11 protein-coding genes are annotated in these 15,178 nt (G+C 66.6%); 4 read left to right on the top strand and 7 right to left on the bottom strand.

The window, feature by feature from the left end:
• The 4 genes from AC06E9_RS05060 (at position 1) to lpdA (ending at position 6,670) form a co-directional block, all read left to right on the top strand.
• Positions 1 to 909, top strand: a complete 909-nt coding sequence (locus tag AC06E9_RS05060) for a GNAT family N-acetyltransferase (RefSeq protein ID WP_478055607.1) — start codon at positions 1 to 3, stop codon at positions 907 to 909.
• Positions 910 to 1,094: 185 nt separating this feature from the next.
• On the top strand, positions 1,095 to 3,926 hold the full coding sequence (locus AC06E9_RS05055; protein WP_478055606.1) for a 2-oxoglutarate dehydrogenase E1 component: 2,832 nt from the start codon (positions 1,095 to 1,097) through the stop codon (positions 3,924 to 3,926).
• Positions 3,927 to 3,969: 43 nt separating this feature from the next.
• The gene (gene sucB, locus AC06E9_RS05050) at positions 3,970 to 5,172 is read left to right on the top strand and encodes a dihydrolipoyllysine-residue succinyltransferase (RefSeq protein WP_121037965.1); all 1,203 of its coding nucleotides are present in this window, start codon (positions 3,970 to 3,972) and stop codon (positions 5,170 to 5,172) included.
• 61 nt (positions 5,173 to 5,233) lie between these two features.
• A complete protein-coding gene (gene lpdA / locus AC06E9_RS05045) occupies positions 5,234 to 6,670 on the top strand; it encodes a dihydrolipoyl dehydrogenase (protein ID WP_121037968.1) in 1,437 nt (478 codons plus the stop codon).
• A 180-nt stretch (positions 6,671 to 6,850) separates the two neighbouring features.
• Here lpdA and AC06E9_RS05040 read toward each other — a convergent pair whose 3' ends face one another.
• The 7 genes from AC06E9_RS05040 to AC06E9_RS05010 form a co-directional block, all read right to left on the bottom strand.
• Positions 6,851 to 7,066 (bottom strand): hypothetical protein, encoded by a 216-nt coding sequence (locus AC06E9_RS05040; RefSeq protein WP_282262641.1) that lies wholly within the window; start codon positions 7,064 to 7,066, stop codon positions 6,851 to 6,853.
• Positions 7,067 to 7,258: 192 nt separating this feature from the next.
• Complete coding sequence (locus AC06E9_RS05035; protein WP_121037974.1) at positions 7,259 to 8,683, bottom strand: replicative DNA helicase; 1,425 nt, start codon at positions 8,681 to 8,683, stop codon at positions 7,259 to 7,261.
• Positions 8,684 to 8,896: 213 nt separating this feature from the next.
• Positions 8,897 to 9,457: an NADPH-dependent FMN reductase gene (locus AC06E9_RS05030; RefSeq protein WP_265308332.1), complete on the bottom strand. Its 561-nt coding sequence runs from the start codon at positions 9,455 to 9,457 to the stop codon at positions 8,897 to 8,899.
• Positions 9,458 to 9,578: 121 nt separating this feature from the next.
• Entirely contained in the window at positions 9,579 to 11,522 is a 1,944-nt protein-coding gene (gene asnB, locus AC06E9_RS05025) for an asparagine synthase (glutamine-hydrolyzing) (protein WP_478055605.1), read from the bottom strand.
• Positions 11,523 to 11,525: 3 nt separating this feature from the next.
• Positions 11,526 to 13,805 carry a thiamine pyrophosphate-dependent enzyme gene (locus tag AC06E9_RS05020; protein WP_478055604.1) on the bottom strand — a complete coding sequence of 760 codons (2,280 nt, stop codon included), beginning with the start codon at positions 13,803 to 13,805 and terminating at the stop codon, positions 11,526 to 11,528.
• Between the two features lie 46 nt (positions 13,806 to 13,851).
• On the bottom strand, positions 13,852 to 14,511 hold the full coding sequence (locus tag AC06E9_RS05015) for a glutathione S-transferase family protein (protein WP_478055603.1): 660 nt from the start codon (positions 14,509 to 14,511) through the stop codon (positions 13,852 to 13,854).
• Positions 14,512 to 14,601: 90 nt separating this feature from the next.
• On the bottom strand, positions 14,602 to 15,153 hold the full coding sequence (locus AC06E9_RS05010; protein WP_121037986.1) for a GNAT family N-acetyltransferase: 552 nt from the start codon (positions 15,151 to 15,153) through the stop codon (positions 14,602 to 14,604).
• Positions 15,154 to 15,178 lie beyond the last annotated feature (25 nt).

The following is a 15,178-nucleotide window of genomic DNA, read 5'->3' as shown; positions in this document are numbered from 1 at the left end:
ATGGCCGCCTCCGGTTTCCAGGTTGACGTGGTCGATTACCCGGCGCAGCACGCCGCGCTGCACCGGGTGCGGTTCACCGTGTTCGTCGAGGAACAGCAGGTACCGGACGAGCTGGAGATCGACGCGCTCGATCCCCTGAGCGTGCACGTGCTGGCCCGGGACACCGACGGCACGCCGATCGGTGCTGGCCGGCTCACCCCGGATGGCCGGATCGGCCGGATGGCGGTGCTTGCGGCATGGCGCGGCAAAGGCGTTGGCGACGCCCTGCTGCAGGCCCTGATCGAGCAGGCCCGGGCCCGTGGCTGGCGCGAGGTCGGGCTGCATGCGCAGCTGCCGGCCCGCGTGTTCTACACCCGGCAGGGCTTCCTGCCCGAGGGCGAGGTGTTCGAAGAGGCCGGCATCGCCCACCAGCACATGCGCCTGGCCCTGTCCGGGGCGGTCGCGATCGACCGGGCCGAGGACGCCGTGGCGATCACCACCGCGCTGGTCCACCGCGCCCGCCGCCAGCTCTGGATCCACAGCCGCCAACTCGACCCCGGCCTGCTTGATGCACCGCCGGTGCTGGAGGCGCTGCGCCGCTACGCCACCGCCCGCCACGACAAACATGCCTGGCTGATCGTCCACGACAGCGCCGCCATCCGTCAGGCCGGCTCGCCCCTGTTGACCCTGCTGCAGCGCCTGCCGAGCGTCTTCCGGGTGCGCGAAGCAAGCGATCCGATCGACCGCGCCACGGCATCGGCCTGTCTGCTCAATGACGCCGGCGACTACTACTTTCGTCTGAGTGGCCACCGCTTCGACGGTGAGGCGGCCTTGTCCCAGCCGGCACGTTCACGACCGTTGCAGGACGGTTTGCAGCGCGTATGGGAACGTTCGCGTGATTGCAGCGAACTGCGCGCACTGGGCCTGTAGCTCACCCCACGCTCCCGAACCTGTCTGGGAATGACACCGCGGTCCCCGCACTGGCCCGTACGGTGCCCCTTCCTGTCTCGATGGGGGTACAATTTGGGGTGTTAGATACCGCCCGCGCAGGGCTATTCACTTTTCCCTGCCGGATCATCGAAGCCTTACCCCACAAGCGAATCCGACTCTCCATCGTGGACAATCAACTGAAGCAGTTTGCGCAATCTTCGCAGCTCGCCGGCGGCAACGCCTCCTATATCGAGGATCTGTACGAGCAGTACCTCGTTTCTCCGGACAGTGTCGATCCCAAATGGAAGACCTACTTCGACGGCTTCCAGGGCCGCGAAGCCGGTGATATTCCGCATTCGGCCGTCATCGCCCACATTGCCGACGCCGCCAGGAATGCCGTCAAGAGCGGCACCGCCGCCGGTGCCGGCGACGAGCGCGAGCGCAATGTCGGCCGCCTGATCACCGCCTACCGTTCGCGTGGCCACATGGCCGCCCGCCTGGACCCGCTGAGCCTGACCGCGCCGACCAATCCGCCGGATCTGGGCCTGCCGTTCCACAGCCTGTCGGAAAGCGACCTGGGCAGTGAGTTCAGCACCGGCGGTGTCGCCGGGCAGCCGCGCATGAAACTGCGCGACCTGCTGGAGCGCCTGAAGAAGACCTACACCGGCTCGATCGGTGCGGAATTCATGCACATCTCCGAGGTCGAGCAGCGCCAGTGGCTGTACCAGCGCCTGGAACTGGCCGGTGGCAACTACAACCTGGATGCCGATACCCAGCGCCGCACCCTGGAGCGCCTGACGGCTGCCGAGGGTCTGGAGCGCTACCTGCACACCAAGTACGTCGGCCAGAAGCGCTTCTCGCTGGAAGGCGGCGATGCGCTGATCCCGATGATGGACACCATCATCCGTGACGCTGGCAAGGATGGCGTCAAGGACGTGGTGATCGGCATGGCCCACCGCGGCCGCCTGAACGTGCTGGTCAATACACTCGGCAAGAGCCCGCGCAAGCTGTTCGACGAGTTCGAAGGCAAGTTCGAGCACGATGACCACGCCTCCGCCGGCGACGTGAAGTACCACATGGGCTTCTCCGCCGACGTCTCCACCCCGGGCGGCGCCGTCCACCTGGCGCTGGCGTTCAACCCGTCGCACCTGGAAATCGCCGATCCCGTCGTGGCCGGCAGCGTGCGCTCGCGCCAGGAACGTCGTGGCGATACCGCCCGCAAGCAGGTGATGCCGATCCTGATCCACGGCGACGCGGCCTTCTCCGGCCAGGGCGTGGTGATGGAGCTGTTCCAGATGTCCCAGGCCCGCGGCTTCGCCGTCGGTGGCACGGTGCACATCGTGGTCAACAACCAGGTCGGTTTCACCACCTCCAACCCGCTGGATACGCGCTCCACGCGCTACGCCACCGACGTGGCCAAGATGATCGCCGCCCCGGTGCTGCACGTGAATGGCGACGATCCGGAAGCCGTGGTGTTTGCTGCCCAGCTGGCCTTCGAGTTCCGCCAGAAGTTCGCCAAGGACGTGGTCATCGATCTGATGTGCTACCGCCGTTGGGGCCATAACGAGGCCGACGAACCGGCGATCACCCAGCCGCTGATGTACCAGGTGATCCGCAAGCACCAGACCACCCGCGAGCTGTACGCCGCGGCGCTGGAAGCTGCCGGCGTGATCGAAGCCGGTGGCGGCAAGGCGCTGGTCGATGCCTACCGCAACAAGCTCGATGCCGGCGAAGTCACCACCGAGCTGGCCCAGGTCGAAAAGACCCCGGCCACCAGCAAGATGTACGTGGATTGGCCCAAGCTGCTCAACGGCAAGCTCTCCGACGCGGTCTCCACCGCGGTCGGCATGGAGAAGGTCAAGCAGCTGGCGCAGATGATCAACACCGTGCCTGAAGGCGTGGAACTGCACTCGCGCGTGGCCAAGGTCTATGACGACCGCCGCAAGATGGCCGCCGGCGAGATCCCGGGCGACTGGGGCTTTGCCGAGAACCTGGCCTACGCCACGATCCTCGACGAAGGCAACAACCTGCGCCTGGTCGGCCAGGACGTGGGCCGCGGTACGTTCACGCACCGCCACGCGATCCTGCACGACCAGAAGACCGACAACTACTACCTGCCGCTGCGCCAGCTGGTCGAGTCGCCGGAACAGGCCACCATCATCGATTCGCTGCTCAGCGAAGAAGCGGTGATGGCCTATGAGTACGGCTTCTCCACCACCGATCCGAACACCCTGTGCATCTGGGAAGGCCAGTTCGGCGATTTCGCCAACGGCGCCCAGGTCGTGATCGATCAGTTCATCGCCGCCGGCGAAGCCAAGTGGGGCCGCATCACCGGCCTGACCCTGCTGCTGCCGCACGGTTACGAAGGCCAGGGCCCGGAGCACAGCTCCGCGCGCCTGGAGCGCTTCCTGCAGCTGTGCGCGCTGGAGAACATGCTGGTGTGCGTGCCGTCGACCCCGGCGCAGGCGTACCACATGCTGCGTCGCCAGATGCGCATGACCACCCGCAAGCCGCTGATCGTGATGTCGCCCAAGTCGCTGCTGCGCCACAAGCTGGCCGTGTCGACCCTGGAGGAACTGGCCAACGGCGAGTTCCAGCACCTGATCGGCGATGCCAACGCAGACGCCAAGAAGGTCAAGCGCGTGGTGCTGTGCTCGGGCAAGGTCTACTACGACCTGCTGGAAGACCAGACCAAGCGTGACCAGGACGATGTCGCCATCATCCGCGTGGAGCAGCTGTATCCGTTCCCGCGCGTGGCACTGGCAGCAGAGCTGAAGAAGTATGGCAAGGCGGCCGATGTGGTGTGGTGTCAGGAAGAACCGCAGAACCAGGGTGCCTGGTACCAGATCCGTCACCACCTGCAGGCGTGCCTGGCCGATGGCCAGAGCATCCATTACGCAGGTCGCGCCCGTTCGGCATCGCCGGCCGCTGGACACATGGCTGACCACATCATCGAACAGCAGAAGCTGATCGCCGATGCCCTGGTCAACCCGTTCAACGACTCGGTCGCTGAATAACTCTCCCCCTCATTCTAGAAAAGACAAACCAGGAAGCTCCCGCATGGCCACCGAAGTCAAAGCCCCGGTACTGCCCGAATCCGTCGCCGACGGCACCATCGCCACCTGGCACAAGAAGGTCGGCGATGCCGTCAAGCGCGATGAAAACCTGCTTGATCTGGAAACCGACAAGGTCGTCCTGGAAGTGCCGTCGCCGGTCGACGGCGTGCTGAAGGAGATCAAGTTCGAGGTGGGCGCCACTGTGACCTCCAGCCAGGTCGTGGCGATCATCGAAGAAGGCGCCGTGGCCGATGCCCCGGCGCCGGCCGCGGAAGAGAAGAAGGCCGAGGCCGCACCGGCCAAGGCGGCGGCTCCGGCCGCTGCCGCAGCGCCCGCACCGGCCGCCAAGTCCGCTGCCGACTCCCTGCCCCCGGGCGCCCGCTTCACCGCCATCACTGAAGGCGTGAACCCGGCCGACGTGGACGGCACCGGCCGTCGTGGCGCAGTGACCAAGGAAGACATCGTCAACTTCGCCCGTAACGGTGGCGCCGGCAAGTCCGGTGGCGCACGTCCGGAAGAACGCGTGCCGATGACCCGCATCCGCAAGCGCATCGCCGAGCGCCTGATGCAGTCCAAGAACGGCACCGCGATGCTGACCACCTTCAACGAGGTCGACCTGTCCAAGGTCTCGGCCGCGCGCAAGGATCTGCAGGACGAGTTCGTCAAGGCTCACGGCATCAAGCTGGGCTTCATGAGCTTCTTCGTGAAGGCCGCCGCCAACGCGCTGCAGCGCTTCCCGCTGGTCAATGCCTCGATCGATGGTGATGACATCATCTATCACGGCTACTCGGACATCTCGATCGCCGTGTCGACCGAGAAGGGTCTGGTGACCCCGGTCCTGCGCAACGTCGAGCGCATGTCCTTCGCCGACATCGAAAAGACCATCGCCGACTACGCCAAGAAGGCCCGTGACGGCAAGCTGAGCCTGGAAGAACTGCAGGGCGGCACCTTCACCGTGACCAACGGCGGCACCTTCGGCTCGCTGCTGTCGACCCCGATCATCAACCCGCCGCAGAGCGCCATCCTGGGCATGCACGCCATCAAGGAGCGTCCGATCGCCCAGAACGGCCAGGTCGTGATCGCGCCGATGATGTACCTGGCGCTGTCCTACGATCACCGCATCATCGATGGCAAGGACTCGGTCCAGTTCCTGGTGGACATCAAGAACCAGCTGGAAAACCCGGGCCGCATGCTGTTCGGCCTGTAAGACCTCCCACCCCTCCGCGCCTGCGCGGAGGGGTTCTGGTAAAGAAACAAGGAATATCTCAATGGCTGAACAATTCGACGTCGTCGTCATCGGTGCCGGCCCGGCCGGCTACCATGCCGCCATCCGCGCCGCGCAGCTGGGTCTGAAGACCGCCTGCATCGACGCTGCGCTGGGCAAGGACGGCAAGCCGGCCCTGGGCGGCACCTGCTTGCGCGTGGGCTGCATCCCGTCCAAGGCGCTGCTGGATTCCTCGCGCCAGTTCTGGAACATGGGCCACATCTTTGGCGACCACGGCATCAGCTTCAAGGACGCCAAGATGGACGTCGAGGCGATGGTTGGCCGCAAGGACAAGATCGTCAAGCAGTTCACCGGCGGCATCGCCATGCTGTTCAAGGCGAACAAGGTCACCGCGTATTACGGTTTCGGTGAGCTGCAGCCGGGCAACATCGTCAAGGTGAAGCAGCACGACGGCTCGGAAGTCGAGCTGAAGGGCACCAACGTCATCATCGCCGCCGGTTCGGATTCGATCGAACTGCCGTTCGCCAAGTTCGACGGCGAGACCATCGTCGACAACGTCGGCGGCCTGGACTTCACCGAAGTCCCCGCCCGCCTGGCCGTGATCGGTGCCGGCGTGATCGGCCTGGAACTGGGCAGCGTCTGGAAGCGCCTCGGTTCGGAAGTGACCATCCTGGAAGCCCTGCCGGACTTCCTGGCGGCCGCCGATGCCGAAGTGGCCAAGACCGCCTTGAAGGAATTCAAGAAGCAGGGCCTGGACATCCGTCTGGGCGCCAAGGTCTCCAAGGCCGAGGTGACCGGCAAGGGCAAGAAGAAGGAAGTCGCCCTGACCTACACCGATGGTGAAGGCGAGAAGAGCCTGATCGTGGACAAGCTGCTGGTGGCCGTTGGCCGTCGCGCCGCCACCAAGGGCCTGCTGGCCGAAGGCACCGGCGTCAAGATCAACGAGCGTGGCCAGATCGAAGTGGACGCGCACTGCCACACCGGCGTCAATGGCGTCTGGGCGGTCGGTGACTGCGTGCGCGGCCCGATGCTGGCGCACAAGGGCTTCGAAGAAGGCATCGCCGTGGCCGAGCTGATCGCGGGCCTGCCGGGCCACGTCAACTTCGACACCATCCCGTGGGTGATCTACACCGAGCCGGAGCTGGCCTGGGTCGGCAAGACCGAGCAGCAGCTCAAGGACGAAGGCATCCCGTACAAGGCGGGCAGCTTCCCGTTCGCCGCCAACGGCCGTGCCGTGGCGATGATCGAGCCGACCGGCTTCGTGAAGGTCCTGGCGCATGCCGAGACCGATCGCATCCTGGGCATGCACCTGGTTGGCGCGAATGTCTCCGAGCTGGTGCACGAAGGCGTGCTGACCATGGAGTTCAGCGGTTCGGCCGACGACCTGGCGCGCATCTGCCACGCCCACCCGTCGTTGTCCGAAGTGGTGCATGACGCCGCTATGGCCGTCAGCAAGCGCGCGATCCACAAGGCGAACTGAGCCGGCGTTGGTGCCGTAACGAAAAACCCCGCCTCGGCGGGGTTTTTTGTGGGCGACAGGTACTGTGCCGGCCGCTGGCCGGCTCCACGCCATCGGTAGTGCCGGCCGCTGGCCGGCTCCACGCCATCCCGACAGAAGAGCAGCCGGCCAGCGGCCGGCACTACCCGATCGCGGTGTTGTTCAGGCCGTCGCCGTGCGCCCGCCCCCCAGGACCCGCGCCGGCAGCATGAGCAGCGCGCCCAGGAACGCGAACAGTGCCGAGAAGGTGATGCCCACCAGCCGGAACGGCAGGCTCAACAGCCACACGAACGGCCACGCCACCAGGGCCAGAACCGCCAGCGGCCAGCACAGCACGAACAGCAGGCACCACACCCCCAAGGCGAACAGGGTCTTCATCGCACGTCTCCGTTGGCGGCACCCTGCCGCCCGGAGACCACCATCGCGCCCTGCCCGGGCGCACTGCAACGGGTTTGCGACGAAACCCGGGATACGCCGATGAAACGGCAGTGCCGGCCGCTGGCCGGCTCTGCACGATGACAGTTCCATAGGAGCCGGCCAGCGGCCGGCACTACCGTAACGCCTTCGGCGTTACTCGAACGAACCCACCGAATCGTGCGACAGGTTGTCGAACCGGGTGTATTCGCCGAAGAACTTGAGCTTGCACGAGCCGGTCGGGCCGCCTCGGTGCTTGCCGATGATGATCTCGGCCAGGCCCTTGTCCGGCGAGGTTTCCTTGTTGTAGTAGTCGTCGCGGTAGATGAACACGATCATGTCCGCATCCTGCTCGATAGCGCCGGATTCACGAAGATCGGCCATCACCGGGCGCTTGTCGGTACGCGTTTCCAGCGAGCGGTTGAGCTGGGAGAGCGCGATGACCGGCACGTTGAGTTCCTTGGCCAGGCCCTTCAACGACCGCGAGATCTCCGAGATTTCGGTCGCGCGGTTTTCGCTGTTGCCCGGCACGCTCATCAGCTGCAGGTAGTCGATCACGATCAGGCCCAGGTCGTGCTCGCGCTTGAGGCGGCGGCACTTGGAACGCAGGATTTCCGGCGACACGCCCGGCGTATCGTCGATGAAGATCTTGGTTTCCTTCAGCATCCGGATCGCACCGGTCACCCGGCTCCAATCCTCATCTTCCAGCTGACCGGTACGCAGGCGCTGGGCGTTGATGCGGCCGTTGGAGGAAATCAGACGCATGGCCAGCTGCGAGGCCGACATTTCCATCGAGAACACCGCCACGCCCTTCTTGGACTTGATCGCGGCGTACTCGGCGATGTTCAGCGCCAGCGTGGTCTTGCCCATGGCCGGTCGCGCAGCCAGGATGATCAGATCGGTCGGCTGCAGGCCGGCGGTCATCGCATCGAAATCGGTATAGCCGGTCGGCAGGCCGGTGATGTTGCCGCCGTTCTCGAAGCGGTTGCGCAGCTCTTCGAAGGCGTCTTTCAACGCACCGGGCATCGCCACGAAATCAGTACGGCCGCGCGCGCCCTGCTCGGCGATCGCGAACACGGATTTTTCCGCTGCCGAGAGCAGCTCGCTGCTTTCGCGGCCTTCGGGCTGGAAGCCGTCGTTGACGATGTCCGTGCCGACCTGGATCAGCTGACGCAGCACCGCCTTGTCACGCACGATCTCCGCGTAGGCACTGATGTTGGCGGCCGACGGCGTGGTGCTGGCCAGCTCGATCAGGTACGCGCCATCACCAACCAGCTCCATCTTGCCCTGCGATTCGAACCACTCGCCCAGCGTCACCGCATCGAACGGGCGGTCACGTTCGGACAGCTCGCGGATCGCGCGGTAGATCATCTGGTGATCGCGGCGGTAGAAGTCGGTTTCGGTCAGCTGGTCGTTGACCCGATCATAGCTCTCCGGGGCCAGCATCAGCCCGCCCAGCACCGCCTGTTCGGCCTCGATCGAATGCGGCGGCACGCGCAGGGCGTCGATGCGCATCTCATCGCGATCAAAGCGGTCACCGCGGTCTTTGCGGTCGGAACGGAAGCCAGAACGGGCGGACATGGGGGCGTACTTCCTGCAGTGTGAGGCGTGGGACATGGTAGGCACGCGGCGAGCCCCGCAGCCATGCACAAACCTGTGGATAAACAGTGGATGAGCTGGGGATACCGGCGCCTGCCGGTACGATCGGCCGGGGCCGTCGCATCGCGTGCGACGGACGCCCTTGCGACGTCCGTCCACGCCATTATCGCAGATGCATGACCCGCTCGCGGTGGATCAGTGCGTACCGCCGTGGGTGCCGACCCAGGCAATGAACGTGTCCACGAAGCCCTGCAGGAAGTCCTTGGTGCCCTCGTTGCTGATCGTGCCGTGGGCGTCGATCAGCCCTTCCTTGAAGTGCAGGAAGGCCTCGGGCTGGCCCAGCACCGGCATGTCCAGGTAGGCCAGGATGTTGCGCAGGTGCTGTTGGGCCAGCGCAGTGCCGATCACCCCGATCGAGGCGCCGATCACCGCTGCGGGCTTGCCGGCGAAGGCGCTGTCGCCATACGGGCGCGAGCCCAGGTCGATGGCGTTCTTGAGCACGCCCGGGACCGAGCGGTTGTATTCGGGGGTGACGAACAGCACCGCATCGGCATCCCGGATCTGCTGCTTCAGGCGGAGGCCCTGGCTCGGGTAGTCCTTGTCGAAATCCTGGTTGTACAACGGCAGGTCACCGATCTCCACATACGAGAACACCGCCTTGCCGGCGGCCAGTTTCTCCAGCGCGTGGGCCAACGCCTGATTGTGCGAGCCCTTGCGCAGGCTGCCGACCAGTACGGCGATCTTGTATTCGGCCATCACGTTCGCTCCGTTGGGGGAAAGGCCCAGCCTAGGCGGGCCCACCTTCGGCAACGGTGAAGGCGACGTCAGCCACCCATGGGTGGCTGCCTTCCGGCCAGACGTACCCGCACGCGTGGCGCTATGCGCGGGTCACTTCGGCGCGTGCGTTGCGCCAATGCGCCTGCCAGGCCTGGAACATCAGCACGTTCCACAGATGCGTGTGCCACTTGCGCTCGCCCTGCTTGAACTGCTGCCACAGCGGCGCCACCGCCTCGACGTTGAACACCCCCTCCTCGGCCAGCCGCGCCGGATCCAGCAGTTCATCGGCCCAGCCACGCAGGTCGCCTTTGAGCCACGCGCTGACCGGGGCCCCGAAGCCGCGTTTGGGGCGGTGCACCATATCCTGCGGCACATAGCGGCCCAGCACGCGCTTGAGCAGGTACTTGCTGACGCCATCGCGCTGTTTCATCGCCATCGGCAGCGACCAGGCGAACTCGGCCACCCGCCAGTCCAGCAGCGGTGCACGCGCCTCCAGGCTGACCGCCATGCTGGTGCGGTCCACTTTGCACAGCAGATCATCGGGCAGATAGGTACTGAAATCGGCCAGCATCATCGCGTCCGCCGGTGAGCCGGCACCGTGCAGCGGATCGGCCAGGTCGTAGAAACTGCCGGCCGCCTGTGCGCCGCGAACGGCGGCCACCGGATCGCGCCAGCGCGAAATGCGGTTGCGGTAGACATCACCAATGCCGCGCGCGCCCGACTCGGCCAGCAGCGCGGCCAGCCCGCCCGTGCGCGAGGCCTCGCCCTGCGTGTGCGCATGGCTGGCCATCCAGCGGCGCAGCGGCGCCGGCACCTTGCCCAGTAGGCGCCAGTTGCGCATCGCCCGCTGGTAACGGGTGTAGCCGAAGAACAGTTCATCGCCACCGTCGCCGGACAGCGCCACGGTCACGCCCTGCCGCGCCAGCTTGGCAACCAGCGCCGTGGGCACCTGCGAGGCATCGGCGAAGGGTTCATCGAACATCGCCGGCAGGCTGGGCACCACCGCGAGCGCGTCTGCACCGCTGACATACAGCTCGGTGTGATCGCAGCCCAGGTGCTGGGCCAGCGACTTGGCCAGCGGCGCCTCGTCATGGTCCGAACCGGTGAAGCCGATGCTGAAACTGTGCACCGGCTGGCTCGACTGTGCCTGCATCAAGGCGGCCACCACCGAGGAATCGGTGCCGCCGGAGAGGAAGACGCCGACCGGCACATCGGCCACCATGCGCAGCGCCACCGCGTCGCGCAGCACGGCATCCAGACGTTCTTCGGCCTCGGCATCGTTACCGGTGAACGGCGCGGCCAGGGCCTGCTGCATGCGCTCGCGCGCGTTCCAGAACGGCTGCTGCAACTGGTCCGGGCGATGCGCGGCAGCACCGGCGGCTACCGCCTCGGCGTCCAGCCGCAGCACGCGGCCGGGCATCAGCTTGAAACAGCGTTCGTGGATGCAGTGCGGCGCGGGAATGTAATCCAGCCGCAGCAGCAGGGTCAGCGCATCGCGGTCGACCTCGTTGTCGAAGGCCGGGTGCTGCCACAGGGCCTTGAGCTCGGAGCCGAACACCAGCGTTTCACCGGCCCAGCCGTAGTACAGCGGTTTCTTGCCGACCCGGTCGCGGGCCAGCCACAGGCAGTGCTCGGCGCGGTCCCACAAAGCGATGGCGAACATGCCGTTGCTGCGCTGCAGGGTCTCGTCCAAGCCCCATTCGGTGATCGCCGCGAGCAGCACTTCGGTATCCGAATGGCCGCGGAAGCCGTGGCCCAGCGCTTCCAGCTCGGCGCGCAGCTCGGCAAAGTTGTAGACCTCGCCGTTGTAGGCCAGCACATAACGGCCATCCACGGAGGTCATCGGCTGATGGCCCAGCGGCGAAAGATCCAGGATGCTCAGCCGGCGGTGCGCCAGCGCGATGCCGGCCGAGGCATCGGCCCACACCCCGCTGTCATCCGGGCCGCGGTGCACCAATGCGTCGCCCATGCGCCGCGCCTGTTCTTCCAGTGCTGCCTGCTCCCTTGCCGGAGCGGGCAGCAACATGCCTGCCAATCCACACATGTATCAATGGTCCTGCGCCAGCGCGAGGGCGGCGTTCAATACCGCATTGTCGCTTGGAAGCACGCACAATGCTGCCCCCGCCAGCGGCGTGTAGGTATCGGCCCCGCATACCCGCCGGATCGGCAGGTGCCCCAGCCCGGCCTCGACCAGCGCGGTGATCACGCCCTCGCCCACCCCGGCGCTGTGCCGCCCCTCATCGACCACCAGCACGCGCTGGGCATCGGCAGCCTGGCCAGCGATGAAACCGGCATTGAGCGGCACCAGCCAGCGCAGATCGACCACGCGCACCTGCCAACCCAGCTGCTGCTCGATCGCCCGTGCCGCCCGCAGGCTCATCGGCACGCCATTGCCGTAGGTGAAGATGACCAGGTCACTGGCCTCCGGCGCGTAGACCCGGCCCTCGCCGAGCACCAGTGCCTGGTCGGCGGCCGGATACGGGAACAGCCATTGGCCATCGCCCGGCGCGTGCAGGTCCTTGGTCATGTACAGCGCGATCGGCTCGAGGAACACCGCGACGCGGCCATCGACGGTCGCCAGCGCCGCCAGGGTGCGTAGCATCATCGCCGCATCGTCGCCGCGCGAGGGACAACCGACCACCAGGCCGGGAATGTCGCGCAGCGCAGCGATCGAGTTGTCGTTGTGGAAATGCCCGCCGAAGCCCTTCTGGTAGCCCAGCCCGGCAATGCGCACCAGCATCGGGTTGCGGTACTGATCGTTGGAGAAGAACTGCAGCGAGCACGCCTCGCCACGCAGCTGGTCGGCCGCGTTGTGCAGGTAAGCCAGGTACTGGATCTCCGGGATCGGCAGCATGCCCAGGTTGGCCAGGCCCTGCGCCATGCCCAGGATCATGGTTTCGTCCAGCAGGGTGTTGAACACGCGGCGTGGGCCAAACGCCTTGAGCAGACCCTTGCTGACCGTGTACACCCCACCTTTCTGCGCGACGTCCTCGCCAAACAGCAGCGTGGCCGGGTACTTGGCCATCAGATCGTGCAGGGCCTGGTTGATCTGGATCGCCAGATGGCGCGGCGGCTGTATTTCCGGCAACTGCGACGCACCCCCAAATGCGGCAGCACGCGCGTCATCGGCGGCCACGCGCGTAGCTTCGGCATGCACCGCCGCCGGCGAGTACGGCGCCAGTGGGGCGATGACCTCGGCGAGAGCGGTCAGCTTCGGGCGTCGGTCCGCCTCGGCGGCCGCGGCGAAGCAGCGCGCGCGCACGCGCTCGTACAGATCGAGCACCTGCGCGGCGGTCATCCACCCGGACTGCATCGCGATCGCCGCCGAGCGCAGCAGCGGATCGCTGGCCTCGGCGGCGCACAGCTCCGGCAACGGCCGCCATTCGATCTCGAAATCGGTGCCCGCATGGCCCATCAGACGCGTGGTACGCAGGTGCAGGAAGGTCGGACGGCGGGTCTGCCGGCAATGCGCCAGCGCGCGCTCGACCTGCGCATGCCCCTCGACCAGATCCAGCCCATCAGCGAAGAAGTAATCCAGGCCCGGGCGGTGCGCGAAACTCTGCGCGATCCAGCCGTCCGGGGTCTTGACCGAAATGCCGATGCCGTTGTCTTCGCAGACGAACAGGATCGGCGCGGGCAGCCGCTGGTAGGCCGCCCACGCCGCCGTGTTGAACGCGGTCTGCGCGGTGGCGTGGTTGGCCGAGGCATCGCCGAAGGAGCAGATCACCACGCTGTCCTCGGGAATCGGCAGCGTGTGACCGATGCGTCGCCCGCTTTCGATGGCCAGCGCGGTGCCCAGGGCCTTGGGCAGGTGCGAGGCGATCGTCGAGGTCTGCGGCAGTACCCACAGGGGCTTGCTGCCCCACACCTTGTGGCGTCCGCCGCTGGCAGGATCGTCCCGACTGGCCGCAAACGAAAGCGCCGCATCCATCACCGGATCCATGCCCGGCAGCTTGCGGAAGCGCTCGGCCATGAAGCCGCCGGAGCGGTAATGCAGGAAGGCCGGATCGGTATGCCGGGCCAGCCGCGCCACCAGCGCATTGCCTTCATGCCCGGACGAACCGATGGTGTAGAAGACCTTGTTCTGCACCCGCAGCACGCGCGCCATCAGGTCCAGGTGGCGGCTGATCAGCTGCGACTCGAAGAGGTCGGCAAAGCCCTGCGCATCCAGCGTGCTGCCGGGCAGGACGGGGCTGCCGGGGGCTGGCCTCGGCGCAGGCTCGCCACGCCACTGCTGCACGAAATCGATGAAGTTGGCGTCGCAGATCTCGGCCCGGTTGAGGCCCTTCATGCGCGCGGGAATCGGATCGGGAACCACGGCAAACATGCATCACCCTCCGGGACGTGTTGCGTAGGCGGATAACCGCACGAACTCAGCGGGACTGCGCGAACAGGGCCTGCACCTCCGGCAGCGGTACGGGCATGGGGATGAAGCGCGGCTGCTCGCGCACGCGCTGCAGCCAGGCCTGGACGGCCGGATACGGGGCCAGCGCGATGCCGCCATCCGCCGCGACATCGGTGTAAGCGAACAGCGCGATATCGGCGATGCCGTACGCGCGGCCACTGAACCAAGGCGACGTGACCAGGTGCTCTTCCATCACCGCCAGGGCCTGTGCCGAGCGCTCGCGCAGGCGCGGCAGCTCGTTGCGGCGCGGCGAGTCCAAGGGTGTCCAGCCGCTGATGAAACGTGCGACCGCCAGGCACGGTTCGTGACTGTACTGTTCGAAGAACATCCAGCGCAGCGTCTGTGCGCGCTCCCAGCCATCCGTGGATAGATACGGCGTGCCCTCGGCCAGCCAGAACAGGATCGCGTTGGATTCGGGCAGCACACGCCCATCATCGCGCTGCACCAGCGGCACCTTGGCATTGGGATTGATCGCCAGGAAATCCGGCGTATGGGTCTGGCCGTGCGCGCTGTCGACCTCGACCCAGTGGTAGCGCGTCCCCAGCTGCTCCAGCAGCAGCCGCACCTTGTGGCAGTTGCCCGACACGGACATGCCGTACACCGTCAATGGAGCCCGCAACGACGTCATCGCACCCTCTTGGCCATGCACCGCGGGCGGCTCGCCCGCGATGCCGAGTCTGGCCTCACCCCATCGCCTTTGCCAAGCGCGGGTGCAGCATCACCGCTGCCCGGCGCGGCGCTGCTGCCACTGCTGCCGCGACTGGCCCCAGATCTCGATTGGCTTGCCGGCATGCGGCGGCGGCAGCTCGCCCATGCGCAGCAGCGAGCTGCCCAGCTTGCGCGCGACGACCTTGGAGTTTTCGTTGGCGGCATCGATGGTGTGGATGACCTCGTCCCAGCCCAGCGTGTCGAACGCCCAGTCCATGCTGGCCACGGCCGCTTCGGGCGCATAGCCCCTGCCCCAACTCTCGCGGCGGATGCTCCAGCCGACCTCGGTGCCCGGCCAGTCCAGCGGCTGCCAGGGGCCCATGCGGCCGACCCACTCACCGCTGCTCTTTTCGATCACCGAAAACATCGAAAACCCGTACAGATGCCAACTGCCGACCAGGCAGCTGAAACTGCGCCACGCCTGCGACGGGGCCTGCACGCCACCGAGGTGCTGCATCACCTCGGGGTCCGAGCAGAAGCGCAGGAAGGCATCGAAATCCTCGGCGCGCGGTGGGCGCAGGATCAGACGGTCGGTCTCCAGCTGGAGGTCGAAAATGCTCATGGCGCCCTCGTGTGTTGCATGCGTG

This window comes from Stenotrophomonas sp. Steno-Z10-BAI, assembly GCF_056393115.1.
This window is presented reverse-complemented; position numbering and strand designations above follow the sequence as displayed.